The organism is Thiomicrorhabdus arctica DSM 13458, assembly GCF_000381085.1.
Taxonomy (GTDB): domain Bacteria; phylum Pseudomonadota; class Gammaproteobacteria; order Thiomicrospirales; family Thiomicrospiraceae; genus Thiomicrorhabdus; species Thiomicrorhabdus arctica.
This window is the reverse complement of the sequence record NZ_KB905899.1, coordinates 837,574-864,533: the sequence shown is the minus strand read 5'-3', so window position 1 is coordinate 864,533 and position 26,960 is coordinate 837,574. Positions and strand designations below refer to the sequence as shown.

Below are 26,960 nucleotides of genomic sequence, written 5' to 3'. Positions count from 1 at the left end.
CTGTTCTGGATTACTGTATTAGACTTATTCTTTTGTGATAGTGGAGAACCCGTCCAGTGAATGTACAGGATATATCAGAATTTAAGTACTCAGATAAAAAAATCGACTTATTGCTCACTCACAAATTGTATTCAAATGCCTATGGAACCGTCTTTATTCATACCGTATTTGGCCTGTTAGTCTCGATCATTCTATTCAGTAAAGTCGATTCAATCTTGCTTTTCAGTTGGTTGGCCATTTTGTTGACAAATATGCTTGTTCGGTTTTTATTTATCAAAACTTGGTTGAATGCCACTAAAGAATCCAGAGAACATTTATGGATGCGGAATATGGCACTTGGGACCTCTTTAATGAGTGGAGCTTTATGGGCCTCTACTGTCGTTTTTTTGGACTTTAAGACGTTACCCCTTGAATCGTTATCGTTAAGTTTGATGGTCATGGCTTTAGCCGCAAGTGCAGCCATGTATTCGGCTTTTTTTATGCCGGCTTTTTTTTTATCCGTAGTGCCTTATCTGGGCAGTCAATTTGCCTATCATTTAACGCAATGGAGTTTAGAATCCATTATTATTAGCCTGATTATCATGGTCTTTGGTGGAATGTTGTATGGGCAGGCGAGTCGACTTCATCGAACACATAAGAAAAGTATTATTCAGACATTAAAAAATGAATTTTTAATCACGAACATGCAAACCGCTAATCAAAAATTAGCAGAATCTTCTCGGACTGATTTTTTAACCAATGTGTTAAACCGACGTTCATTTGATGAAGCTTTGAACCGCGCTTGGGCCGATCACAAAATGAACCAGCAAACGATTTGTTTAATTATGTGCGACATTGATTTGTTTAAGGATTTTAATGACACTTTTGGTCATCAGATTGGAGATACTGTATTAGTTAGAGTAGCAGATAATCTCCAACAGCAGCTTAGACCTAGTGATGTTTTGTTTAGGTATGGTGGTGAAGAGTTCACCGTTTTACTTCATAATACAACCTTAGATGAAGGAGTATTGATTGCAGACACAATTCGCCACAGTATTATGAATGACCCAATAGACATTGCTGGAAGTCAGCAAGGCATTACACTGAGTTTAGGGGTGAGTGCTCAAATACCCGTCGATGGTTGCATTGCGGATAGTCTGCTGAAAGAGGCTGATCATATGCTGTTTGAAAGTAAGCGTAATGGACGAAATAAAGTGACTTCAGCATGGCATCACTCGCAGGAAAAGAGGGCCTTTCTGGCCGAATAACATTAATAAATATCTGTATTTGTCCACAACAGTCACATTGGATTGCACTAAAATGAACCAGCAATCGTGAGGGTGGATATTTGGAATTGAGTGTGTTGAGCCGAAGGTCTCATTAAGTTTGTAAATTGTTAAAATAATTGAGATTTTATTGTGGCCCAAGAAAATAGAAATTTTTTTCGCATCAATGTGAAAATTCCTTTTTGTTATCAGATTATCCCTGCGCAGGAAGCTGAAGAAACGCCTGCATCAGAAAGTTCTGACGCCCGTTTTATTCAAAACAGTGCGATAAAGACGCTTAAATCATTAGAAGATGAAGCGAATGAAATCATTGCACTCATTGGTGAAAAAAGTAGCCTAATGGCGAAGGCATTATCGGTCATTAATAAACGTGTTACTTATGCAATTGATTCCATGCCTAAGTCAAATGATGCGCCGGTCACGATGGTGAATATCAGTGCGGGTGGCATGGCCTTTGATGTGAATGAAGCTCCGAATGAAAATGATAAAGTAGATGTGTTTATTCAGCCGAGTCCAGACATAAAGCCTATTGTGACTCGTTGTAAAATCGTTAAAATATTACCGCCTAAATTTGGGTCTCAAGGGTGTTCCCTCGCGCTAGAATTTGAAAGTATTGTGGAAGCGGATCGAAGCCGTTTGACGGATTGGGTTAACCGTAAGCAACTTGAAGATGCCGCTCATGAAAGGGAGGCCAGCAGGTTCTCAACGAAATAGAAATGGTCATTTTTGTATTGTCGTCAATAAAAACTGAGATAAAATAAGAGGTTGTCTCTGGTTTTAAACTTGAAATCAATGGATAGATTCATTGAATGGCCGTCATCCCCAAGCTATAAACCTCAACAGAACGCTTTCTTAAGTGACCATCTTCTATTCTATTTACATTAAACCAACAGTTCCAACCCTACCGCTAACGAGAAATTTCATGCAAAACCAATCATCAATCCATGCCATCCACGAAATGCTCCACATGCAAAGCGCTTTAAATAAGATGACGAATGGAGCCGAGTGGCGTTCAGGTCTGACCCAATTGGGTAAAGTGATTGATTGGAAGCGTTGTATTTATATGGAAGCAGCAGAATTGATAGATAGTTATCCGTGGAAACACTGGAAAAATATTACCGCCACCACGGATATGGAAAATGTACGGATTGAGTTGGTGGATATTTGGCATTTTCTGTTAAGTTTGACGTTAGAGACGCTTGAGATTTCAAAAGCCGCTATCCTGTTAGACGAGGCATTTATCTCAAACAGTGAGCAAGTATCGATTGTTCACTGTGACATGCCGATCATCAAGCAGGTATTGGTGCATGAAACACTGATGAGAATAGCGTTAGAGTCAGGTGAGGTTTCGGAAGGATACCTTACGCGTTTAGCAAAGAGTTTTGTCAATGCATGCCAAGTTGCGGAGTTAAGTTTTGAACAGATGTATCAAATCTATATGGCCAAAAACGTCCTAAATAAGTTTAGACAAGATCATGGTTATAAAGAGGGCACGTATATTAAAGAGTGGAATGGCAAAGAGGATAATATTGTCATGTTTGAAATCATCGCAACCATGACCGACTTCTCTGGCGATCAGCTTTATCTCAGTTTAAAAGAAAACTATCGCTTAATAAACGGTTCTTAACCCATAACTAGAGTCGCCAGAATGAGACACTCTCTCAAATAACGGCTTTAAAACAGATAGGGAAAAAGCATGTTTTTTCAACCACTCTTTAAGGTCCAAGCAAATTGGGACATTTTTCATAACGCGATGAATAAAGTTTTAGGTATAAGTTTTTTGTGCATGTTTGGAACAGTTTGTTTGGCAGGTGAAGCTGACGTTACAGAGGTGGCCGTGGAGAAAACAGGGGATACCCTTTATGATTTTAATGTGACGGTCCTTCATCAAGACAGTGGATGGAAACATTATGCCAATAAATGGGAGATCTTAGACAGCCACGGCAAGGTGTTAGCCACTCGAACTCTGTATCACCCACATGTGAATGAACAGCCTTTTACACGTACTCTTGCGGATGTGGTTATTCCAAAAAACATCAAATCGGTGACTGTGCGTGCATTTGATTCTGTGCATGAGTATGGTGGCAGGGAAGTGAGCGTTGTGTTGCCTTTGAAATAAACTTACCGAGATGTGATCTCTTAGCGGATTCAGTGGGAGCAAAATGGTCGGTCGCTTATTGAAAAGGGCGAGACACAAATGGGATAAATGTACCGCTAAATGATTATGAACAGGCCTAGTTGGCTCGACTGGAAGTAAGTTACGTAAAAGCCTGTATTGAGTATAAAAAACATACACTTTTCATTCAAAAAAAGTGATTTTTATCCATCTAATGGTTTGTTAATAACCATTCTTGAGTATAATTTTCCTTCGTGAATTTTGATCTTATAACGGGTCCATACTTTTTAGATAGGTTGGATACTCGGTTATTTGCAAATATCTTAACCAGAGTCATTATTTACTTTTTAAACGTCGTTAAAAATGACTAGGAGTCGAAAATTGAATAAGAGAATTATTACAGTATTAGCATCAACCGTCCTTTTACAAGCTTGTGCCACAACCGGTCTTCACGATGAAAGCCATCATAGTCCGGTTGCCGATGAGGTCGTCTCTCAACAGCGCGCCGCTTTAGCAGCAAATACAACAGGGAAAGGATTCGGGCCACAATCACCCCGTGATATTGATGCCAAAATGGGGGCAAATTCGATTATATTTAATTCGTCTCCTGCTTCTTCGAATATGAATCTGTGTAATATTCACTTTCATAAAAATGCGGAGCATAAAGGTGGCGAGTTCACTACTTTTGCAGGCAATGGTAATGGTCATGGTGATCAGAGTGGTTATAAATATAGCGGTAAGCTAACATCGTCTGAAAAGATGCCAACTAAATCTAAAATTTGTCCGAGTGAACATAGTGTTTTGTCTTCAGGTGACACGATCGAAGTGCATTATGTTTACTCAACAGCAAATGTCACTCCAGGCCCAACGTTAGGAGCTTGTTTAAGCGATTCTATTAAGAATCCTCAATTGCGCGTAGAAACACAAGTCTATGTTTTGGTTAATGATCAGGCGGCTTTAGATTTTAATAACTTAACCCAATACGGTATGAAAAAGGGCGTTTACCAAGCGTTGAATATCCCAAGCAATACAGGAACACCTGTTGAGTATGCGGGCTCTACGACTGGACCGGGTTACAATGAAGCGGGTTCTCCATTCCAAGTTACATGGAGCGTTCGTCCTCAAGTAGAAAAAGTGAATATCAAATCGGTTGCACAATGGTGTAAAGGTAATGTCTTTAATGAAGATCATGCACATGGCGTTAGAAACTTAGTGACCAATCCTGACTTACTTTCTAAGATTCAGTAATCTATAAATGAGTCATCCATAAAGGGAGCTCTTTCCTTTATTTGAATGCTTTTATTTGAATGGATTATAAAACCCGCTTAGCTGTATTGTTAAGTGGGTTTTTTTGTGTCTGAACGAACTTTAAATATCGCTTACTGTTATTTATCAAGGGGATGTGTGACGACTCTAAATAAATAATCCGAGAGGATACTTCATTAAAGTGCTGTCGTTATTAGCTTACGTCGGTTACTCTTCCAGTGCATCCGCAGGGATAGAGGCTTTAAAAGGTGAGATACCTTCAAGGTCTTCTAACCAAAGTTGAGAACTGGTGATTTCATATTCAGTTTGTAGCCCGCTGTTGGTGAGTGGGGTCATCTTCCAGATAATGCCTTCGGCTTCTTCAAAATGCTCTCCCGCAATTTGCTCTTCATACAAACGGTTTAACAGGGATGAGTCATCGAGTCCTTTAGAGAGAATGCGAACAAGGCTCACTTTAGGCGATTTTTTAAACTGTTGCTGTGCAAGTTCATTCTCAGCTTTGATCGTGAGTCGCATGATGACTCCGGTTGGTTTGGCAAAAACGCCATTAAAAGCCTCTCGTAATAACTCATATGCATTAAACAATCTTTCATGAAAGAGTGGGTCTGCAAACTCTTCCCATAGTTTATCATCAGGCATTTGATGTGCCATTTGGCTAATTTTGCCAGCTGTTACCGCACCGTCCAACAGATACGTTAAAACGATCGTTGCAGCTTCTTCGGCTTCTAGATCGTTAAGAGCCATCAAACACATCTCTTTTATATCGGAATCTGACATCCCTGCAACATCGTCATTCTCCATGAGTTCTAAAATGGCTGTGTAGTCTTGAGTGTTCCAAGCATTTTGAATGCTAGAAATTTTTTTATAGTCTATGATTTCAATATCAAATTTTCTAGTCATTAACGTATCCTGCCATTTTAAGTGTTTAAACAAAGAGTTATCTCATGTTAACTCAGAAAGAATAGTTTTTATACTACTTATTATAAGACAGCTATTTCTCATATAAAGTCACAATGATGATGACTCGTTTTCAAAAACATGGAGCCTTCGTTATGCGCATAAAATAGACGATATGACATTTTATACCTAGTGTGTAGGGAGGCATGGATGAGGATATTTGAGTTTAATCTTCTCTTTTCAATACCTCTCACAAGATAAAGCCTCTAGGGAGTTCATGCCAAACTATGTCATCAAACTTGTCTTGAAAAGTAATCTCTTGGTTTATTAACTCCTCTATTTATACCTAAGCTAGGCAAATGATGAATTAACCTGGATATTTACAAGGAAATATATAAATTAACTTAGCTATTGGTCTATTTAAAGTATATAGTAGGGTTCTCTCCTCCTTCCGTCTGAGGCCTTAGTACTAGACGGAACAGTCTCGAAAAAATCCCTTTAACGCAGCAAAACTTTCAATACAAGGTAATTGGACAGTGTGCTGCGGTGCGGATAAAAGAGAACCCCCCTTAGGCAAGAATATGTTTTTTGCCCATCAATATCATGGCTATTTTATAACCCCACGATATTAAACACTCCACGGAGAAAAATAATGAATATGATTAAAAAATACACTGGCCGAAGTTTGTGGCTAGCCGGCCTTATGTTAACGACACTTATCGCAGGATGTAGTAGTGGTAGTGGAACAAGTACCACCACTACTACAACTACAACTAGCGTTCCGACAGTGATCGAAACGACACCGGTCGACCTTGCTACAGGTGTGGCACTTAACAGCAATGTGATTGTCAGCTTCAGTGAAGCGATGGATGCCACCACAATTACGACCGACAGCTTTAGCGTAATTGATGAAAATACAAGTTTAAAACTAAGCGGTGCCGTGTCGTATGACGCCGTATCTAATACGGCTACTTTTACTCCCTCTGCCGATTTTACATCCCTCACTCTCCACACAGCCACACTGACGATTGCGGTAAAAAGAGCAACAGGCATTCCTCTGGCAGCGCCCTATGTCTGGAGTTTCACTAGTGGTAGTGTGACCGATACGACTGCGCCTACGGTAAGTTCTACTGACCCTGTTGACTTGTCAGTGGATTTTTTACTTAATCGCAGCGTGACGGCTGTTTTTAGTGAAGCGCTTAATCCTGTTACTGTTAATACATCGACCTTTACGGTAACCGATGCCGGAACACCCGTTTCAGGTACTGTAAGCTATAACAACAAGGTGGCGACCTTTAACCCTGATGGCGATCTAAAGATTTCCACTGACTATGTTGCTACGCTAACAACAGGCATTAAAGATATTACGCATCCTGGAAATGCACTAGCAACGGCTAAAGTGTGGACGTTCAAGACCGGCACCGTCATTGCTAAAGGTCCGGCCCCGGTTAATCTTAGCACGGCGGGAGACTTTGTTATTTTGACCAAAACCGGTATCACAAACGTTCCTATATCCGCTATTACTGGCAATATTGGTGCTAGCCCAATTACCGCTGCGGCAATGGATAATGTGACCTGTTCAGAAATGACTGGTTTTATTTATGGTGCGGATGCGGCCTATACTGGCAGTGGTACAGTTACCTGCTTTAAGGGTACGGCACCTGACAATACGTTAGTCGCCAATGCGGTGCTCGATATGGGAATCGCCTATACCGATGCGGCAGGCAGAACAACACCTGATTTTACTGAGTTGTATGCCGGTGATGTTAGTGGTAAAACACTGGTTCCTGGCCTTTATAAGTGGGGTACGAGTGTCCTGATCAACACGGATGTTACTCTCGATGGGGGTCCAAATGATGTCTGGATCTTTCAGATCGCAGGGGACGTTATCCAGGCAAGTGCCACTCATGTCACATTGACCGGTGGGGCTCTAGCCAAGAATGTCTTCTGGCAGATCGGTGGTGGAGCGGGTCTTGCTATTGATACCAACGCAGATTTCAAAGGTGTTGTGCTGGCTGTAAAAGCGATTGCTGTTAAAACAGGTGCAACGGTGAATGGCAGACTGTTATCGCAGACTGCGGTTACCTTGCAAAGTAATACGGTTACGCAGCCATAAGGTATGCGTTATACCGTGTGAAAGCACCGTGACAAAAAAAAGGACCCAATCGGGTCCTTTTTTTTGTCTAGTCAAATGAATAACTACCCTTAGTAGTGTGATTTTGACAGAAAGAATGTAGCGCAAAAATTGAGCCTTGCAAAAAGTATGACTGAAAATTAAATAGAGTGATGGATCAATAGCTACTCAAAACCACGAGCCTTTCCTTAGTGTTTATACGCATTTCCATGTAATTAGTGACGAAATACCCTATTTAATGACCGATTAACTTAGCTATTGGTCTATTTAAAGTATATAGTAGGGTTCTCTCCTCCTTCCGTCTGAGGCCTTAGTACTAGACGGAACAGTCTCGAAAAAATCCCCTTAACGCAGCAAAACTTTCAATACAAGGTAATTGGACAGTGTGCTGCGGTGCGGATAAAAGAGAACCCCCCTTAGGCAAGAATATGTTTTTTGCCAATTAATATCATGGCTACTTATCACCCACGGTATTAAAAACTCCCCGGAGAAAAATAATGAATATGATTAAAAAATACACTGGCCGAAGTTTGTTGCTAGCCGGACTTGTGCTGACCTCTCTTATTACAGGATGTAATAGCAGTAGTGGTACAACCACGGGTACAACCACGGGCACAGCTCCAACAGTGGTCGAAACAGCACCAATAAATACTGTTACAGATGTGGCGCTTAACAGCAAAGTGGTTGTTACTTTCAGTGAAGCAATGGATGACACCACTATTACCACCAGTAGTTTCACTGTTGTTGGCTTAAACGAGTCAGCATTAACGGGTACTGTGTCATATGATGCAGCATCTAAAACGGCTACTTTTACGGCTGATAGACCTTTCACGGCTAGCAGACTTCATACGGCTACACTTTCAACGGCAGTAAAAAGTGCCACAGGTCAGGCGCTTGCAGCAGCCTATGTCTGGAGTTTTACTAGTGGCACGGCAGCTGATGCAATCGCGCCTACTGTAGTCTCTACTAACCCTCTTGATGTGGCGGCAGATGTTGTTATAAACCCTCGAATCAGTGCTACTTTTAGTGAAGCAGTTCACCCTGCTACCGTTAATGATTCGACCTTCACATTAAGTGCTGGTGGTACGTCAGTTTCAGGCGTAGTTAGCTATAGCAATAGGGTAGCAAGCTTTACTCCAACTGATAATTTGGTTATCAATACGACCTATACGGCTACATTAACAACGGGTATTACAGACATCGCGAAGCCTGCAAATGCTTTGGCGGCGGCTAAGGTCTGGACATTTACGACCGGTAGTACCGTTGCTAAAGGACCGGCACCAGTCAATCTTAGGACGGCTGCTAATTTTGCGATCATGACAGCCGCAGGTATTACCTCTGCTGGATCCACTACAATCACTGGTAATATTGGTACTAGCCCAATCACTGGCGCGTCTATTACAGTAGCCTGTACTGAACTGTCGGCTGGGTCTGAAATGTTTACAGACAACGCTGAACCTGTTAATACGTGTGTTTCGACTGACAAGAACGCTTCCGCCATTGCAATAGGTGACGTGGGTACTGCATACACCGAAGCTGCTGCAGCTCCTGCAGGCGTGGGTTCAAACTTGAATATTGGCGCTGGAACGGTGACTGCTCAAACACTTGTCCCTGGTGTTTACACATGGGGAACCAACGTAAACTTAACAGGCGACATTACGCTTGATGGCGGCGCGAATGATGTCTGGATTTTCCAGGTGAGCGGTACGCTAGATCTCGCAGCAAGTAAGTCTATTTTTCTTACGGGCGGTGCTGTGGCCAAAAATGTCTTCTGGCAAGCTTCTAGTACAGTAACTCTTAATTCAGCTGCAGCATTTAAGGGCAATATATTGGCTAAAACCGATATTGAAATGATCTCCGGTTCTACCATAGACGGCCGATTACTTGCACAGACAGAAGTTAGACTTGGTACGACTACTGTAGTTACAACTCCATAAAGTATGTGTTACCGTGTGAAAGCACAATGACAAAAAAAGGACCCAGTTGGGTCCTTTTTTTTGTCTATTAGGACCATTGCTAAATCTTACCTGTCAATGTGAAGGCAAGAATGCAGCATGAGCATTGAATAGTTTCATTAGTGAGGCAGGTGTTTTCACTTATGAGTTTTTAAAGACTGGATAAGGGTGATTCACATATAACCAAATCGCCGACTCAATCAGTAAGATAGTGACGTTTTTCATGAGTCGTGTCGTCCGTTTTGGCGGTTGACCGATTTTTTTACACTCAATAGATAAAGGAAGGCATTATGGATATAAATAGCTTAATAATATTTTTGGCCATTGGCGCGATAGCGGGATGGTTAGCAGGTAATATTATGAAAGGAGGTGGTTTTGGTCTGCTTGGTAATATTTTGATAGGTATCGTGGGTGCTATCGTGGGAGGGTCCGTATTTAATTTTCTAGGCTTGGTCGCCGGTGGTTTACTCGGTTCCATTATTACCGCGACGGTTGGCGCTATTATTTTGTTGTTTGTAATTAGTCTTGTAAAGAGAGCCTAACTCAATAGTTACTCACGAGAAAATTAACCATCAATATTTGGTTGTGAAGGTTGTCTGGCATGTTAATTTTTAATTAAAAACAAGATGACCAGGCCTGGTAAGTTTTAACCACTAAAAATCTAATCCAGTAAAAAACCCGCTTTATGCGGGTTTTTTTATTAACTATTTTCTCAAGATCTTGGAATCTTAATTCTGCATGAAAGGGTAGTCTGTGTAACCTTCTGGACCCGCTGTATAGAAGGTATCTGGATTAGGTTGGTTGAGTTCAGCGCCGGCTTTGAGGCGTTCAGGTAAATCTGGGTTTGCCAAATAGCTGACACCAAAAGCAACGGCTTCTAAATCACCTTTGGCAATCGCGGCTTCAGCTTCTGCAGCATCGTAGCCCATATTTCCAATAATATTTCCTTGGTAAAATTGTTCTGCAACCGAAAGAACGTCCTCTTTTTGAATACCAAAAAAGTCGCTACGCATTATGTGTAGGTAAGCTAAATTAAATTCATTCAGCTTTTCACTCAACCATTTTGTTAAAGCGACGGGGTCGCTGTCGAGCATGCTATTAAAGCTATTTAAAGGCGATAAGCGTAGGCCGACTCGATTACTCCCCCAAACTTCTGATACCGCAGCAAGCACTTTTAATAATAACCGTGCCCGATTCTCAATGGAACCACCATAGTTGTCGGTGCGTTTGTTACTGCCATCGCGTAGAAATTGATCTAATAAATAGCCATTGGCACCGTGGACTTCTATGCCATCGAAGCCCGCTGTTTTGGCATTAATTGCCGCTTGTCTAAAACCTTCGATAATCGCAGGAATTTCTTCTATGGTTAACGCATGTGGTACGGTGTAGGGCAGCTCTCCTTCTGGTGTATGCACCTTGTCATCAATGGCAATGGCGCTGGCTGAGACGGGTACTTGGCCGTTGTTAAGCACAGGATGACAGGCACGCCCTCCATGCCAGATTTGTAGAACAATGCGCCCACCTTTTGCATGTACGGCATCGGTGATTTTTTTCCAACCTGCAATTTGTTCATTTGAATAGATGCCAGGCTCTTTCCAGAAGGCACTGCAACCTTCCATCGCCATGGTGGCTTCGGCAATGATCAAACCTCCACTGGCGTGTTGAGCATAATATTCGACCATTAAATCGGTCGGGATATGGTCCTCTTCGCTTCTAGCACGCGTTAAAGGTGCCATGATTATACGGTTAGGCAGTTGAATGGCCCCGAGCTTAAGGGGAGAAAAGAGGTGCGGATAAGGGTTTGTCATAATATCTCCTAACATGAATTAAGGTTGTCGGTTTTTAAGGTTGATTTTATGGAAATGCGGTCTTGTACGTATTCTAACTTCGGTCAATATTAACACGCACTCTCCATCGAGATATAGTTGTCCTAGTAGAAAACACTGTTGCGGTAAACGCAAATATAGAAGTTAAAACCATCAGGTGTCTGAAAAGGCTCGTCAAGCCTGGTTTGAGAATGTTTGTGACGATTGGTTTGAGTTGTATTAAGCTGATAGACTTCGATCGTTAATGGGGTAGGTTCTTTCGATGGGGTATGTCATGCAAAAATACGGTTTTTTTTCTGCACGAGTGGTTAGTTTTGCCTTGCTGGCATTGATTCAGCCAGCGCAGGCTGAGAGCGTTTTGACAGTACATGTCGATAATGATGTTATTTTTGGAACGGATAGAGGATATACCGGAGGCTTTAAGTTTAAATTCACTGATGATTTTTTGGGCATTAATAATTTTTTAGTCTCTCCTATGCAGTCTTTGATCAATGACTTAGGCATGACTTTATTATTTGACCAAGCTGAAGTGTCTGTGGAGGCTTTTACACTGACCAAATTGAATCGAGCCAATAAAATTACACCGATCTTAAATGAAACTTGGACGCATATTGATTTGCGACGTTTTTATAAAAGAAAAGGGCAGTCAATTGGAGTCGAGTTTGTTTTTGGATGGTTAGGTCCTGATAGCCCTGGAAAGCCGATGCAAAATGAACTGCATCAGTTGATAGGGAATGACCCTGTTGAAGATGCTCTTTACGAATTACCGAATCAAGCCACGATCCAGATTGGCTTGGATGTAAACACCGATTTGTTTTTAGTGGATGATTGGCAGTTTTATCAGACAACATGGGTGAAGCTTGGAAGTCCTGCTACTGAGGTCTATGCCGGTTTAGGTATGATCCGTACAGTGAATAGTCGTCCTGTAATCATGTATAACAAAATTAATCATGTTCAACCTAGCGCTAAGGGCTTTGGCTATTTTTATTTTGGAAATATTGGTTTAAGTAATTTGGTTTACAGTGCTTTATTAGATGGCAGAGTATTGAGCCATGATCAAGTTTATTTTGAACGTTATCGCTGGGTGCCGATGCTGCAGTATGGAGTGGGGCTATCTTATAAGGATATTGCAGTAACTGTAAGTGGCAATGCCATTGGGAATGTTTATAAAGGGCAGCCAGAAAAAGTGTTTAGCTTCGCTTCCTTGACGGTGAGTTGGTCTTTTTAAACGTTGGCCATTATCATCTCCATATCCACCTTATTCATTCGCTAGCATCAAAGTAATGCCTCATTACATTGCAGACGTTAAAGCATCGTTTATAGGATGCATTCTATGTAAGTAGTCCAATGTCTGTTCATTGTGAACTAGGGTTACTTAGTTTATTTGTACCTGTAAATTCACGTAAAGAATTTGGTGCGACAATGTCATTTATTGGTGCGTAACTTCTCATTAAAGATCCTGTGAAAGTGGGGTGTTTAAATCTATCCTTATGATTATTAATAACTTAAATTTGTTGGAGCGTTTATTTCTTTATGCTCTTTAATTAGTTTAAAGTGATGCGTTCAAAAACGGACTTTAACCAGAGTTTTCAGATATGTTGGCACATGTTTGCTTTTACCGAATCCTTTGTTTTAAAAAACGTCTATACACAACGCGACACTTTAAATTCATGAATAGAGAATAAATGAGCAAGATTTAGTCGCATCAAGTCTTAATCGAGCGTCAGTAACATTCAATGCATTAATAGATAGAAATGAGAGGTAAACAATATGTCCTATTTAGAACCCAGTGAGTTTGTGACCAAAATGGTGGATTCGGGTGAATCTAAGATTTTTATGTCCACGAAAGATACCTTGATTAGAGCTATTATGGCAGGTGCCATTTTAGGACTCGCTGCCATGTTTGCAATCACTGTTGCTTTTAAAACGGGTTCACCATTAATTGGAGCTCTGCTTTTTCCTGTCGGATTCATAATGCTGTATTTAATGAAATTTGACCTGTTAACGGGTGTGTTTATGTTGGTGCCTTTAGCCCTTTTGGATAAAAGACCTGGCGTGACCTTTCCAGGGTTATTGCGTAATTGGGGGTTAGTGTTCTTGGGTAACCTAATGGGCGCATTGACCGTTGCATTTATGATGTCGTTTGTCTTGACCTACGGCTACAGCATTGATCCTGGAGCACTTGGTGCCAAGGTGGCAAGTATTGGTGAAGCCCGGACGTTAGGTTATCAAGCACATGGTTTGGAAGGTTGGTTGACCGTTTTTATCCGCGGCATGCTGTGTAACTGGATGGTGGCCATGGGAGTTGTGGGTGCGATGGTTTCTTCTTCAACTACCGGTAAGATTGTGGCGATGTGGATGCCAGTCATGTTGTTCTTCTTCATGGGTTTTGAGCACTCAATCGTTAATATGTTCTTATTCCCTTTCTCTATGATTATGGGCGGCGACTTTGCCGTATCTGACTACCTTCTTTGGAATGAACTACCTACGGCATTAGGGAACTTAGTCGGTGGCTTCTTATTTGTAGGTCTGCCTTTATACTATACTCATGTTAAAACGAGTGCTGAGCGTGCTAAAAACGCATAGTTTTTAAGAGCTTTTGTTTGGTCAATAGAGTCTCTGTACTATTCGGTACAGGGACTTTTTTATTGGAATTAATATGGCAAATAAATTAACAGTTTCCATTGGACAGAAATCTGACAAAGGCCGTAAAGTACTGAATCAGGATTTTCATGGGATTTATATTCCTGAAGATCCCTTACTCAGTTCAAAAGGCATTGTTGTCGCTTTGGCCGATGGTATTAGTAGCAGTCAGGTGAGCCAAGTTGCCAGTGAGACCGCGGTGAAAGGCTTTTTAGAAGACTATTATTGTACCTCGGAGTCTTGGTCTGTCAAAAGAGCTGCGCAAAGTGTGTTGTTCGCCACCAACTCCTGGTTATACAACCAAACCCGAAAAAGTCAGTATCGTTACGATAAAGATAAAGGCTATGTCTGCACGTTTAGTGCCCTAATTTTTAAATCTACTACAGCGTATATTTTTCATGCAGGAGACAGTCGTGTCTATCGCTTGCAAGGTCATCAGCTAGAACAACTCACAGAAGATCATAGAATGTGGGTGTCGAAAGAAAAAAGCTATCTGAGTCGTGCCTTGGGGGTGAATGAGCAGCTGGAAATAGATTATCAAAAACTTCCTTTAGAGCAGGGGGATATTTTTTTACTGACCACTGATGGTATTTATGAGTTTGTCACTGATAAATTTATGTTGGAAACCATTCATGGAAATCTTGAGGATTTGGATCTTGCAGCTGAATTGATTTTGGATGAAGCTTATCAAAAGGGTAGCGATGATAATTTAACGCTACAAATTGTTAAGATAGAGCAGCTGCCAAGTTTCGATGAAAATGAAATTCATCAACGGCTGACCATCTTGCCATTTGCGGCCAAACTGAGTGCCAGAATGGAATTTGATGGCTATGAAATTCTTCGAGAAGTGCATATCTCCAGTCGCAGTCATGTTTATTTGGCTCGAGACCACGAAACCAATACCCAGGTGATTATTAAAACGCCGTCGGTTGATTTACGCGATGACACCGCTTATCTAGAGCGATTTTTAATGGAAGAGTGGATTGCAAGGCGTATTCATCATGAAAACGTCTTAAAGCCTTGCTTACAGACCAGAAAACGTAATTATTTATATATCGTGACAGAATACATTGACGGCCAAACCTTGGCGCAATGGATGGTTGATCATCCGGCACCGAGTGTTGAAACCGTACGTGGAATTGTTGAGCAATTGGCAAAAGGCTTACGAGCTTTTCATCGACAAGAGATGTTACATCAGGATTTACGCCCCAATAACATTATGATTGACCAAAATGGTACGGTCAAAATTATCGATTTTGGTGCTGCCCGAGTGGCAGGTTTAATGGAGATAAATACCCCTCTTCATCGTCAGGATAACTTAGGCACCGCACAATTTACAGCCCCTGAATATTTTCTAGGGGAAGCGGGCACAACGCAATCCGACCTGTTTTCTTTGGGGGTCATCACTTATCAAATGTTGTCTGGCAAATTGCCTTACGGAACTCTCGTGGCAAGAGCAACCACAAAATCAGCCCAAAGAAACCTACGTTATCAAACGGTATTGGATGATGATAAATCCATTCCTGCATGGATGGATGATGCCATCAAAAAAGCAGTTCAGCCTATGCCGACGAAACGTTATGCTGAGATTTCTGAATTTATTCAAGATTTACGTCGGCCTAGCAGTGCTTTTTTAAATAAAACACAACCGCCTTTAATTGAACGTAATCCACTGTTGTTTTGGAAAGGAATTTCGTTCGGCTTACTGTTAATAATTATTTTTTTATTAATGAAGTAATCGTCCCGCATAAAGTAAACAGAGGAGTAAGTTAAATAAATATGAGACCTTGATAAATGATGCTTTAGCCGTGAACAACATTAAGCATATTCAGTCAATAAAACCACCAAATTGGTAAAACTTTTAATACCTTGTAATCCATTAAGGAGAGAATGACATGATGACTAAAATTGAAATGACAGAAACTATTATTCTAGCGAAAGCTCACAAGCAAGTGAGCTGGAGTGAAATTGCCACCGCGACAGGATTAAGCGAGGTTTATACCACCTCAGCTTGCTTGGGTATGAACAGTTTAAATCCACAAGCTGCTGAAGCACTTTGTGATTTTTTAGGGCTAGAGGCAGATGTCTCTACCGCATTGCAGATGTTTCCGCATAAAACTTGGGAAAAGGCGGTGCCAACCGATCCGCTTATTTATCGCTTATATGAAATCGTTGGCGTTTACGGCCCGACGATGAAGGAGTTGATTCACGAAAAGTTTGGAGACGGCATTATGAGTGCAATCGATTTTTCAATGCACATCGAAAAGGAAGAAAATCCAGCAGGTGATCGCGTAGTCGTGACCATGAATGGTAAGTTTTTAGGCTATAAGTCTTGGTAAGTTAAGTCTCAGCCAATGTCTTAAAAAACCGCTTCTTAGCGGTTTTTTAATTTAGAAATTAATGTTTGAAATAATGACCGGGCCTGGTCGAGAAAGATAGGTTAACAGTCAGAGTAGGTTTGTGCGTATTCGAGTATTTGCGGGTAAATGTTTTGAAAATTTTGCACGAGTTCTGCATCAAAATGGCTACCTGCATTATCAATGATGAATGTAAGTGCCTGTTCATTCGTCCAGGCCTCTTTATAGGGGCGTACGGAGGTCAAAGCATCATAGACATCACAGATGGCCGCAATACGTGCTTCAATAGGAATTTTGTCGCCTATTAGACCATGCGGATAACCTGTGCCATCGACTTTCTCATGATGGTATAAAGCAATGGTTCTGGCGAGCTTGATGAGAGCAGATTTAGAGTTACCCAAGATATTCGCCCCAATCAGTGGGTGTTTGTTCATAATGAGTCTTTCTTCGGCCGTGAACTTGCCGGGTTTAAGCAGAACGGTATCAGAAATGCCTATTTTTCCGACATCATGTAACGAACTTGCATACAGCATGAGCTCGGCGCGCTCTTTATCAAAACCGCACGCCATTGACAGCAAGTAACAGTTATAACTCATTCTAAGAATGTGATTTCCCGTCTCCTCATCTCTAAATTCAGATGCTTTCGCTAAACGGGTAATAATTTCCAATTCAGTGTCTTTAATTTCTTGTGTTTGTAAGATGCTCTTATCAAATTGTTTGCTAAAGAAGGTACTGAAAATCAACAGAAATGAAATACCTGCAATCGTCGCAGTGGCGGACATGATATGGAATAGGTCACCTTGCGCGAAAAATAAGTAGGCCACGGTCAACGTCATAGGTATAGCAAAGGAAAATAGAACAAGACGAACCGTACCCAGGGAGGTGACACCGCCCGCAATTAAACCCACTGTAAAAATGGCGGCAATCATATGATAACCTGACTGATGCTCTGGAATCTCGACCATGAATAAAAAAATAAAGGAAAGTGACCAAGCGATGCTTAAGGCAAAAAGGATAATCGCCTGGCTGCGTATTTGGGTCATCGTCAAAACGCCATCAGGTTTAAGAGACAATCGCTCCTGTTTGATGGTTTGTCTTGCGGTATAGTAGCGAAAGCCTAGAATAACGTAAACGATCGTGAGCCAGGTGAATACTAAGTTCTCTTCTATCCCAGAAAGGATAAGAAGCGTGGAGAGTAATAAAGCAAATACAATCTGAGCAAGGACAGAGGTGAATGTCATTTGTGACAAATAGAGAATGCGACTCGCATTGAGCTGGTTTCTAGGCATGTTTTATGAGGCTTGTTTAAAATGAATGAGCTGATTATATCTAAATACCAGTCCGATATGACCTGTTTTATTGATATTTTATTTGGGAAGGTATAGGTTTTATTAAAAGCTTAATAAAATGGTCATAAAACGTTAACAAACCCCTGCAAAGTAGCCATTTTTATCGCGAAAAAATGTTATTTAACCCGTTATTTATCTATTGGAGTAAATAACATCGTGTCGGTTTTTGAGGGGCGCGTCTAACGCTCATACCTTGTTGTATTTAATGAGGGTCTTTAAGGCCAAGTCCTAAGGTATTGGTTCAAGTAATAAGACGGTGATGGAACTGTTTTCAAATTGCCATTTGACATTAAACTCATACAGCTTAATGCCAAACGTTTTGCGTTTATCAATACTGCCAAAATATGCAGGACGTGGGTTATGCTTTAATGTGGTTTCAATTAAGACTTGAAGCTGTGGATATTTTTTATTAAGCCGTTTTATTTGGTCTAACGCTTTATCAGTAAAAATAACGGCCACATCGGCTGCCTTTGGTGCCTGATGTGCAAAACCTCCTGTTGCATTTGAGATATTATCGGCATAAGGAAGGTAAGGTTTGATGTCGATAACCGGTGTGCCATCAATCAAATCTAAATCTGAAACATTCAAATAGAGCTTGCCGTTTTCCTTGATCCAATCGTGATATTTCAATACGGAAAGACCAATCGGATTGGGTCGGTAAGGTGAGCGGGTGGCAAAAACACCCTGGCGTTTTGTACCTTCTCTGGGAGGACGTACCGTTGGTCGCCAGACAGCATCAGGTTTTATGGACCGGTGAAAAATAAAGATGACCCACAGATGAGTAAAACCTTCTAAGCCTTGCAGAGACTCTTCTCTATTCCAGGGAGCCAATAATTCAATTCGACCAATATTGCCTTCGACCAGGCCAGGTTGCCGAGGGACACCAAATTTTTCTTTAAAAGGACTGTGGACGGTGCCGATGGTATGCAGACAGAGTTGATTTGAGTTCATCGTGTTTAAGCCATTTTCTGCCAGACTAGAATTCGATTGTTTTGTGGCATTGGATGATCCTCAATCAATTTGAATCCTGCTTTTTGTGCAAGCTCATTACACCACTCAAACGCTTTGATGCCACTGTCAGGGTTGCAAGATTTCAACCAAGCATCGAAGTGTTGGTTACTTTCACTGGTAAATTGGCCGTGCTCATTAAAGGGACCATAAACGGCGATAAGCCCGTTTATATCCAATACCCGGCCCACATTAGAGAAGAAGTCCTTAACGTGCTGTTGGCTCATAATATGCAAACTGTTGGCGCTGAAAATGGCATCAAAGGTTTGTTGAGGCCAATTTGGAGAAGAGACATCAAGTGCAATGGGTGGATTCAGATTTTTAAGGCCGCTTTCATTCACCCAACTCTGTATGCCAGGAAGGGCATTTTCCAAATCCGAAGGTTGCCAATCCAAGTGTGGCATAACCTGTGAAAAGTAAACAGCATGTTGGCCTGTACCACTGGCGATTTCTAAAACACGCTTAAGCTTCGAGAAAAGTGGTTGGATGATGGCAAGTATGACTTGCTTGTTCTGTTCAGTGGATTCTGAAAAAGGTTTCATTAGGTTCATAATGTGTCTTTATATTCGTCTAAAGCGTAAATTTAATGTGTTTGAATAAGTTACCAGGCCTGGTCATGCTGGTCTTTTACAATTTTTGAGTTGTACTTGACTAATTGTAGAAGGTTTTGCAGTATAAAGTGGTACTTAATTTGGGAAACCTTACCGGGCTAATAAGCATTTAATAAAAGGAATGGGTATGTTGAAAATAGGTTTATTGGGAATTGTGCTAATATCGATATCGGCGTGTAGTTGGATCAATCCTATCGAAGGCGCGCAAAGGGTAGCCGTTTTACAAAGCGATGAAGTGAGTCGCTGTGAAAAATTAGGCAGCAGTTCGACCACTACGTTGTCTAAGGTTGGCTTTTACCAACGCGATGATGAGGCGATTAAAAAGGAGTTGATCAAATTGGCTCAAAATGAAGCCATCAAAATGCAGGGCAATACTATTGTATCAAGCTCTCCATTAATAGATGGGCAGATGAATTTTGATATCTACCGTTGTAAGACTGTGTCACAACCGTAAATGTTCATGATGAGTATTATTTGACGCATTTAACGTTTCCTGAGAATGTCGTTCTTCAATACCGACATAAGACAGTCTTATGTCAATTACGCTGATATTGATCTTTTTTTGTAAGTCATTCATAAACCTCTTCACTATCACGGTTGAAGTCGGTTTGGACACACACCTTATCTGGTAGTTGGGTCAATTTAGCAGGCATGCTGGTTTTGGATTAAAGCGTTTATGAGCTTTAATATCGTTATATTTAAGCGTCTATACCATCTAAAATACGGTTTCTTGTAAGAGCCTACTTACGTGTTGTATCGATTAAGCTTGAAGTAGAGTAGAAATGGGTAGAAAACCAATCGGAGTCGATCGGTTTTCTTTTTTGAAGTGACGTAAAGGTGTGGGGTGAGCGTTTAGTGTTTACCTAGTTTTTCTAATAAAAATGCCATAAAGTCCGCTTGCGGGATATCTTGCGATTTTTCATCACGACGATACTTGTATTCCAACATACCATTATCTAAACCACGCTCACCGATCACGATGCGGTGTGGAATACCAATCAAATCCATATCAGAGAACATAACACCTGGGCGTTCGCTACGGTCATCAAAAAGGACTTCGATACCCGCTGTCATCAGTTCTTGATAGATTGCTTCCGCGACCTCTGCCACGCGTGGTGACTTGTGCATTTGCATTGGCACAATACTGACTTGGAAAGGCGCGATGCTTTCTGGCCAGATAATACCTTTGTCATCATAGTTTTGCTCAATCGCAGCCGCAACCACTCGTGTTACCCCAATTCCGTAACAGCCCATCTCTAAAATTTGCGAGCGGCTGCTTTCGTTTTGGACATTGGCGTTCAAAGCGGTTGAGTATTTATTACCCAGTTGGAAGATATGCCCAACTTCAATGCCACGACGGATTTGGATTTTACCTTGACCACATGGGCTAGGATCGCCCTTGATCACATTACGAATATCGGCCACTAAAGTCGATGTGGCATCTCTTTCCCAGTTACAGCCTGTGAAGTGGAAGCCATCTTCATTGGCACCGGTGACAAAGTCAGCCATGTGTGCCGCTGTGCGATCGACAATCACTGGGATCGTTAAGCCAACAGCACCGATTGAACCGGCCTTACAACCTGCGGCCGCCAGAATTTCTTCATCGGTTGCCATTTCAAAAGGTTCGGCGACGAGTTCTAAATTTTGTGCTTTGATCTCATTGAGTTCATGGTCGCCACGAAGCACTAAGGCCACCACGGGTGCAGCTTGTGTAGCACCCTTAACCAATAAGGTTTTAACGGCTTTCTTTTTCTTAATCTGTAAAAAATCACAGACTTCTTCAATGCTGTGTTTGTTTGGCGTCGCTACTTTGGTCAAAACTTCCGTTGCTTCGGCACGTTCACCACGCGGTGCTAGGGCTTCTGCAAGTTCTACGTTGGCGGCAAAGTCTGATTGAGTTGAGAAGGCGATATCGTCTTCACCTGAATCAGCCAGTACGTGGAACTCATGTGAACCATCGCCGCCGATGGAACCGGTATCAGCTTGTACTGGACGGAAGTCTAGACCGATTCGGCTAAAGATGCGGTTGTAAGTTTCATACATTTCGGCATAGGTTTTCTCAAGACTTTCACGATCCATATGGAAAGAGTAAGCATCTTTCATAATGAATTCACGCGAGCGCATGACACCGAAACGCGGCCGAATCTCATCACGGAATTTAGTTTGAACTTGATAGAAGGTGACGGGCAATTGCTTATAGCTACGAATCTCTTTACGCACTAAGTCGGTAATGATCTCTTCATGTGTTGGACCAAGGGCAAAACCACGACCGTGACGATCTTCAAAACGCAGTAGTTCCGGGCCGTAGTCTTGTAAACGTCCAGACTCTTCCCATAATTCAAGCGGTTGAACCACTGGCATCAAGACTTCTTGTGCATTGGCGCGGTTCATCTCTTCACGAATAATGGCTTCCACTTTTCTTAATACTCGGACACCTAATGGCAACCAATTGTAGAGTCCACCAGCCAGTGGGCGAACAATACCTGCTCTAAGCATCAATTGATGGCTGATAACAACGGCATCAGCAGGGGTTTCACGGGTGGTGGCGAGTAGTAGGTTGGAAGTTCTCATTATGGTGTTTTACCTTAGGTGTAAAGTTTGGGTGCAATTCAATGAAGTTTAGGACTTAGTAACCGGTTATTTTAGCATGTGGTCTTGAATGCTTAAACGCTAATATGCATTTTCTGTTGATGAACGCTTAGAAATTGTAGGAGAACGTATTAAAAAGGATAAAAACTCAAAAAATGGCAATTGACCAGGCCTGGTCAATTGCCATTTTTGTTGTTGATTCATGTGTCGAAGTGATCTGCATTATGTATTAGTATTTCGCGGGCTACTCAATACTTAGATCAGGCAAGTTTTGAACCATTTCATCGTAGGTTTGATGGCTTTTTAAAGCGTTGATAACGATCGGCATAGGTTCGGCATAAATCTCTTGAATGTTTTGTTCCCCCTCCGCTAAAGCAAAAGCAAGTTGCTCAACAGGCGGTTTGAATTGAGCGTTAACACTTGTTTTGTTGCCACGAGGGTCTAAACGATACCAGCCAAAGTCTGTCAGATAAACTGCATTTAATCCATGTAAACAAAAAATATCCGGTTGGTATTCTGAGCAACTAAGACGTTGATAACAAAATCCGATAGGAATCTGATTGGCTCTGAGTAAAGCCGCCAAAAGATGACTTTTCGCGTAACACCAGCCTGTTTTAAATGTTAAAACATCACTTGCAGAGACGGCTGTTTGGATACTGTTGTCTGGAAAATCACCACTGTGCCGAATAGAATCACGCACGTATTCAAAACAGTTTTTTACAAGTTCATATTCACCCGTGCTCGTTTCTTTTAAAGCGTTAGCAAGAGCTTTGACATGTGGGTGGTTGAAGTTAATGATGTCACTCTCGGACAAAAAAAGGGTGAGATTTTGGGGGACGTTAAGTTTGTTCGACATGACTATCCTCTGAAAGCTTCTTTAGAATCAAGGTATTCCATTTCATCTTGCGTGCTATTTCTACCTAAAATAGCATTACGATGTGGAAAGCGCCCAAAGCGTTTAATCAAACGCTGATGATGTTGAGCGAACCGGAGATTATGAATAAGTCCGGCTTTGCTAAAAAGCGCGACAGACTGGTTTTGGTCCTCTAGTTTTTCACTGTGCATCAGTGGCATATAGAAAAACATCAGTTTATCATGCGCAATCTGTTGGTCAAATCCGTTCGTTATGCCTTGTTTAGCGACGTCAATGGCCAGAGATTCGGTTTGAAAGCTGCTTGATTCACCCCGATACATATTCAAGGGGAGTTGGTCAAACAGTATACATAAGGCCAAAACACCTTCAGGCGTTTGCGACCATTCGGTGAACCTATCTGATTGCGGATCTTTCTGAAGCTGTTGCCATAAATGTTCAAATCGACATTTGATTTCATGGTCGAATTTGGGTGTTGAATGAAACCATAAAGGCTGAACGTCTGCAGAAAACCAAAACTCCAGAAGATCTTGTGCCGCGACAGGTATGTTTGATGGTTTGGGGTTTACGTTAAACATATATACCTCGTGAATTTTAAGCCTTGTTACACTCAAAGCAAAAAGGCTTAATGTCTTCTTAAAACAGTGTTCATTAGGTTACGAATGTACGACCAACGAAAGGAACCAATCATAAGATAGGTCACGAAGCCAAAAAGGCTGCCCAATAAAAAATTACCTAAGAAAAAAGGTTTCCAAATCAGCGGAAAGACTTCATTAAACCAGACCTGTGAGCCAATAGTAATATGTGCGGAGGCTGCAAAAAGGTCGGGCGTGCCTAAAACCCAAGTGCCAAAAAGGTATCCACCATACCAAATTGGCCACATGGTTAAGGGATTGGTAATCCAGGCTAAGGCTGTCGCCAGTGGGATGTTTGCTCGCAGGTAATAGGCGAGCGCAGAACTAAGCAACATTTGAAAAGGAATAGGCAGCATCATGCAAAACATGCCGATAAAGCCAGCTTTTGCAAAGGAGTGCCTGTCACCCGCCCAATAAACGGGATCCTTAAGTTTTGGGAAGTATTGGTTTAAAAACGCTGAGCGTTTAGTGGCGCGACCAATCTGATGGACTTTTAGTCTTAAGTATCGAATCATGTAAATTATCATATCAGAGATTGCTGAAATTAGTGGCCAAAAATGTTTAAGGACAACGGCTTAGAGAAATTAGTTTACTTTTATTTTTTCAGGCCTAAGGGGAGAAGATAAAAAGGAAGAAGAATTGTGCTGAATGAGGCAAAAAATGCAGGTGATTATGCTCGAAGGTGAACGTTTCGCCCGAAGAAGTGGCCTCGGGCTACAACGTAAGCAGCTAAAGATTAAACCTTTTTGGCCGTAATGGGTCCGCCAGAAGCTTGCTGCACGGGCATAATCTCAATTCGATTTATATTGACATGTCCTGGTTGGTTTAAAATCCAACTCACACTCTCGGCAATATCGGATGATTTAAGCGGCTCTAGGTCCGCATAAACCTGATCTGCTTTCGTTTCATTGCCCTTAAAACGTACCAGAGAAAATTCACTCTCATTCAACATACCGGGTTCAATATTTGTTACTCGTATCGCGGTACCTAATAGATCACTGCGTAAATTGCCTGAGAATTGCTCAACAAATGCTTTCGTCGCGCCATAGACATTGGCACCTTTGTAGTGATAAGTCCCAGCAATCGAGCCGATATTGATAATGTGACCGTGATTACGTTTAACCAGGCCTGGCAGGATTAGATGCGTTAAAAATGCCAAAGACATACAGTTGGTATTAATCATGGTTTGCCAATCAATCCAATCCGTTTCATGTGCCGGACTCATGCCTAACGCCAAGCCAGCATTATTCACCAGAATATCGATATTTTGAAAAATGACAGGCAGATTGCTTAATTCGTTTTCTAATGTGGCGTGGTCATTAATATCGCAGGCGATTATGTGACATTGCGTCTGTGCAGAAAGTGTCGTTTTCAAGGTTTCGAGTCGCTCAGCTCTTCGCGCAAGCAGGATCAATTTAATGCCTTGCTTGGCAAGATTTTCGGCAGTGGCTTTGCCGATACCGCTAGAGGCGCCGGTAATGAGGGCAACTTGATAGTTCATAACTCTGTCTCAAATAAAGAAGATGATTATTTTAGAGGATAATCTAGCGTAAAGCGTGTCTTATTTTAGGAGACAACCCATCAAGAGCAATTGTAATTGCTTAATCGCGAAAAGGGATTCGTCAAAAATTGTCTAGGAACTTCTCTTTAAAAGGTCATTATAAGCAAAAATATAAGACTCCTTAACGCTGAAATAAGCCACTTAATGTAAATGGAAAAATATCCTTTAACTTTAAATTTATTCGTAGTAAAATCAAACATGTAACACGTATTGTAAGTACAAGTACATAGAGACTCTAGTAGGAACAGCTAAGCATTGAGGTTACATGGACGATTTAAAAAAGTTTGCGATTGGCGGGGCGGATGGCGTCTTAGTAGAATAACTTTGCAAAATGAGCAATCGACATGGCCTCATTACAGGGGCCACTGGGACAGGTAAAACGGTTACTTTACAGGTGTTGGCCGAAAATTTTTCTCGTTTAGGTGTGCCGGTGTTTGCCGCGGACATTAAAGGTGATTTATCAGGCTTAGGTATCGCGGGTAATCCACACCCCAAAATAGATGAACGTTTAGCAAAAATTCCGCTTAAACATTTTCAACAACGTCCTTATCCTGTGGTTTTCTGGGATATTTTTGGTGAAAAAGGCCACCCTATTCGGGCAACTATCTCCGAAATGGGGCCACTTCTGCTTTCTAACTTACTCTCCCTAAATGACACCCAGTCGGGAATTTTGTATGGCTGTTTTAAAATCGCCGATGACCAAGGTATGTTGCTGTTAGACCTAAAAGATTTGCGAGCGATGCTGACTTGGATGAGCAAGAACTCGAAAGAATTGACGGGTAAATATGGCAATATTTCCAGTTCGAGTATCGGTGCTATTCAACGCCAATTGCTCGTTTTAGAAGAGCAAGGTGCAGAGCATTTTTTTGGCGAGCCAGCGGTAAAACTCAGTGATTTGATGCAAGTCGATTTCTCGGGTAACGGTGTAATTAGCTTGTTGGATGCTTCAAAATTAATGGTGCAATCTCCGCGTGTTTATTCGTCTTTTTTATTGTGGTTGCTCTCTGAGTTGTTTGAACAATTGCCTGAAGTAGGTAACCCTGATAAACCGAAATTGGTATTTTTCTTTGACGAAGCGCATTTGCTATTTGATCAAGCACCAAAATTACTGGTGGATAAAATCGAACAGGTTGTTCGTTTAATACGATCTAAAGGTGTGGGTGTTTATTTTATCACCCAAACTCCGCTTGATATCCCCGAGGAAATTCTAGGCCAACTTGGCCTAAAAATTCAACATGCCCTGAGAGCTTACACTCCCAAAGATCGTAAAATCATTAAAAGTGTGGCGGAATCCTTTCCAACCAACCCTGCATTTGATACCCAAGAGACCATTACCGATCTTGGCACAGGAGAGGCACTTATCTCTGTGTTGGATGAGAAAGGTAGGCCGCAACCTGTCCAGAGAACCCTCATTTGTCCTCCTGAATCACGTATAGGACCACTAAGTGATGAAGAGCGCCAACAACGTATTGACCGTTCGCCGTTAAAAGACCGTTATAAAGAGGTCCTGGATCGCCACTCAGCTTACGAAATTTTGGCGGCCCGTGCTAATGAACAACTTGAACAAGCTAAAACCGACGCATTAGAAAAAGCTCAGGCAGAGCATCGTAAAGCAGAATTAGCCCAATCTGGTGAGAGTGCACGTAGTCACTCTAAAAGTACGCGTGGCTCCTCTCGCCAAAGTCCAACAGAAGCTTTATTTACGAGTGCAGCTCGTGCTATGGGTAGCCAATTAGGTCGCAAAATTATGCGTGGACTTATGGGATCCATCTTTGGTGGAAAATAATCAGGCAGTCTTTAATTTAATCTTTCACAAAACAAATAGGTACAAACGATTAATCGATCAAATGTGATGTTTTTAACTGTAAAAAACCGAA

24 protein-coding genes are annotated in these 26,960 nt (G+C 41.6%); 14 read left to right on the top strand and 10 right to left on the bottom strand.

The genetic code is table 11. From position 1 onward, the window contains the following. Positions 1 to 56 precede the first annotated feature (56 nt). From F612_RS12890 to F612_RS0103970, 5 genes are all read left to right on the top strand, one after another. Positions 57 to 1,247 carry a GGDEF domain-containing protein gene (locus F612_RS12890; RefSeq protein WP_019556460.1) on the top strand — a complete coding sequence of 397 codons (1,191 nt, stop codon included), beginning with the start codon at positions 57 to 59 and terminating at the stop codon, positions 1,245 to 1,247. A 150-nt stretch (positions 1,248 to 1,397) separates the two neighbouring features. Then, the gene (locus F612_RS0103985) at positions 1,398 to 1,979 is read left to right on the top strand and encodes a PilZ domain-containing protein (protein ID WP_019556459.1); all 582 of its coding nucleotides are present in this window, start codon (positions 1,398 to 1,400) and stop codon (positions 1,977 to 1,979) included. 208 nt (positions 1,980 to 2,187) lie between these two features. Further along, positions 2,188 to 2,892, top strand: coding sequence for a dUTP diphosphatase (locus F612_RS0103980; protein WP_019556458.1), 705 nt, complete (start codon positions 2,188 to 2,190; stop codon positions 2,890 to 2,892). Positions 2,893 to 3,051: 159 nt separating this feature from the next. Beyond that, positions 3,052 to 3,384: a hypothetical protein gene (locus tag F612_RS0103975; protein WP_211209470.1), complete on the top strand. Its 333-nt coding sequence runs from the start codon at positions 3,052 to 3,054 to the stop codon at positions 3,382 to 3,384. Positions 3,385 to 3,762: 378 nt separating this feature from the next. After that, positions 3,763 to 4,629 carry a delta-class carbonic anhydrase gene (locus tag F612_RS0103970; protein ID WP_019556456.1) on the top strand — a complete coding sequence of 289 codons (867 nt, stop codon included), beginning with the start codon at positions 3,763 to 3,765 and terminating at the stop codon, positions 4,627 to 4,629. 225 nt (positions 4,630 to 4,854) lie between these two features. Here F612_RS0103970 and F612_RS0103965 read toward each other — a convergent pair whose 3' ends face one another. Beyond that, complete coding sequence (locus tag F612_RS0103965; RefSeq protein ID WP_019556455.1) at positions 4,855 to 5,547, bottom strand: hypothetical protein; 693 nt, start codon at positions 5,545 to 5,547, stop codon at positions 4,855 to 4,857. A gap of 649 nt (positions 5,548 to 6,196) precedes the next feature. Here F612_RS0103965 and F612_RS0103960 point away from each other — a divergent pair. The 3 genes from F612_RS0103960 (at position 6,197) to F612_RS0103950 (ending at position 10,175) form a co-directional block, all read left to right on the top strand. Then, positions 6,197 to 7,660 (top strand): ice-binding family protein, encoded by a 1,464-nt coding sequence (locus F612_RS0103960; RefSeq protein WP_019556454.1) that lies wholly within the window; start codon positions 6,197 to 6,199, stop codon positions 7,658 to 7,660. Between the two features lie 515 nt (positions 7,661 to 8,175). Continuing rightward, the gene (locus F612_RS0103955; RefSeq protein ID WP_019556453.1) at positions 8,176 to 9,615 is read left to right on the top strand and encodes an ice-binding family protein; all 1,440 of its coding nucleotides are present in this window, start codon (positions 8,176 to 8,178) and stop codon (positions 9,613 to 9,615) included. 308 nt (positions 9,616 to 9,923) lie between these two features. Further along, on the top strand, positions 9,924 to 10,175 hold the full coding sequence (locus tag F612_RS0103950; protein ID WP_019556452.1) for a GlsB/YeaQ/YmgE family stress response membrane protein: 252 nt from the start codon (positions 9,924 to 9,926) through the stop codon (positions 10,173 to 10,175). A gap of 186 nt (positions 10,176 to 10,361) precedes the next feature. Here F612_RS0103950 and F612_RS0103945 read toward each other — a convergent pair whose 3' ends face one another. After that, the gene (locus F612_RS0103945) at positions 10,362 to 11,441 is read right to left on the bottom strand and encodes an alkene reductase (RefSeq protein ID WP_019556451.1); all 1,080 of its coding nucleotides are present in this window, start codon (positions 11,439 to 11,441) and stop codon (positions 10,362 to 10,364) included. 292 nt (positions 11,442 to 11,733) lie between these two features. Here F612_RS0103945 and F612_RS0103940 point away from each other — a divergent pair, with 292 nt between their 5' ends. The 4 genes from F612_RS0103940 to cynS all read left to right on the top strand — a co-directional run bounded on the left by F612_RS0103940 (position 11,734) and on the right by cynS (position 16,441). Continuing rightward, positions 11,734 to 12,687 (top strand): lipid A-modifier LpxR family protein, encoded by a 954-nt coding sequence (locus F612_RS0103940; protein WP_019556450.1) that lies wholly within the window; start codon positions 11,734 to 11,736, stop codon positions 12,685 to 12,687. 542 nt (positions 12,688 to 13,229) lie between these two features. Next, positions 13,230 to 14,045 (top strand): formate/nitrite transporter family protein, encoded by an 816-nt coding sequence (locus F612_RS0103935; RefSeq protein ID WP_019556449.1) that lies wholly within the window; start codon positions 13,230 to 13,232, stop codon positions 14,043 to 14,045. Between the two features lie 73 nt (positions 14,046 to 14,118). Next, complete coding sequence (locus tag F612_RS0103930) at positions 14,119 to 15,840, top strand: bifunctional protein-serine/threonine kinase/phosphatase (protein WP_019556448.1); 1,722 nt, start codon at positions 14,119 to 14,121, stop codon at positions 15,838 to 15,840. Positions 15,841 to 15,997: 157 nt separating this feature from the next. After that, positions 15,998 to 16,441: a cyanase gene (cynS, locus tag F612_RS0103925; protein ID WP_019556447.1), complete on the top strand. Its 444-nt coding sequence runs from the start codon at positions 15,998 to 16,000 to the stop codon at positions 16,439 to 16,441. A 101-nt stretch (positions 16,442 to 16,542) separates the two neighbouring features. Here cynS and F612_RS12885 read toward each other — a convergent pair whose 3' ends face one another. The 3 genes from F612_RS12885 to F612_RS0103910 form a co-directional block, all read right to left on the bottom strand. Further along, a complete protein-coding gene (locus F612_RS12885) occupies positions 16,543 to 17,748 on the bottom strand; it encodes an HD-GYP domain-containing protein (protein WP_019556446.1) in 1,206 nt (401 codons plus the stop codon). A 288-nt stretch (positions 17,749 to 18,036) separates the two neighbouring features. Then, positions 18,037 to 18,759 carry a tRNA (N6-threonylcarbamoyladenosine(37)-N6)-methyltransferase TrmO gene (tsaA, locus tag F612_RS0103915; RefSeq protein ID WP_019556445.1) on the bottom strand — a complete coding sequence of 241 codons (723 nt, stop codon included), beginning with the start codon at positions 18,757 to 18,759 and terminating at the stop codon, positions 18,037 to 18,039. 5 nt (positions 18,760 to 18,764) lie between these two features. After that, complete coding sequence (locus F612_RS0103910) at positions 18,765 to 19,367, bottom strand: DUF938 domain-containing protein (protein ID WP_019556444.1); 603 nt, start codon at positions 19,365 to 19,367, stop codon at positions 18,765 to 18,767. Positions 19,368 to 19,554: 187 nt separating this feature from the next. Here F612_RS0103910 and F612_RS0103905 point away from each other — a divergent pair, with 187 nt between their 5' ends. After that, positions 19,555 to 19,881 (top strand): DUF4156 domain-containing protein, encoded by a 327-nt coding sequence (locus F612_RS0103905; protein ID WP_019556443.1) that lies wholly within the window; start codon positions 19,555 to 19,557, stop codon positions 19,879 to 19,881. Between the two features lie 398 nt (positions 19,882 to 20,279). Here the strand turns inward: F612_RS0103905 and F612_RS0103895 are convergent, their stop codons facing one another. From F612_RS0103895 to F612_RS0103875, 5 genes are all read right to left on the bottom strand, one after another. Next, the gene (locus tag F612_RS0103895) at positions 20,280 to 21,998 is read right to left on the bottom strand and encodes a proline--tRNA ligase (RefSeq protein ID WP_019556442.1); all 1,719 of its coding nucleotides are present in this window, start codon (positions 21,996 to 21,998) and stop codon (positions 20,280 to 20,282) included. Between the two features lie 262 nt (positions 21,999 to 22,260). Next, a complete protein-coding gene (locus F612_RS0103890; protein ID WP_019556441.1) occupies positions 22,261 to 22,872 on the bottom strand; it encodes a transglutaminase-like domain-containing protein in 612 nt (203 codons plus the stop codon). Between the two features lie 2 nt (positions 22,873 to 22,874). Next, entirely contained in the window at positions 22,875 to 23,465 is a 591-nt protein-coding gene (locus tag F612_RS0103885; RefSeq protein ID WP_019556440.1) for a DUF924 family protein, read from the bottom strand. 47 nt (positions 23,466 to 23,512) lie between these two features. Then, positions 23,513 to 24,037, bottom strand: a complete 525-nt coding sequence (locus F612_RS0103880) for a DUF2062 domain-containing protein (RefSeq protein ID WP_019556439.1) — start codon at positions 24,035 to 24,037, stop codon at positions 23,513 to 23,515. A gap of 221 nt (positions 24,038 to 24,258) precedes the next feature. Next, entirely contained in the window at positions 24,259 to 25,023 is a 765-nt protein-coding gene (locus tag F612_RS0103875) for an SDR family NAD(P)-dependent oxidoreductase (protein ID WP_019556438.1), read from the bottom strand. Positions 25,024 to 25,414: 391 nt separating this feature from the next. Here F612_RS0103875 and F612_RS0103870 point away from each other — a divergent pair, with 391 nt between their 5' ends. Continuing rightward, positions 25,415 to 26,869, top strand: coding sequence for a helicase HerA-like domain-containing protein (locus F612_RS0103870; protein WP_019556437.1), 1,455 nt, complete (start codon positions 25,415 to 25,417; stop codon positions 26,867 to 26,869). The last annotated feature ends 91 nt before the right edge of the window (positions 26,870 to 26,960 follow it).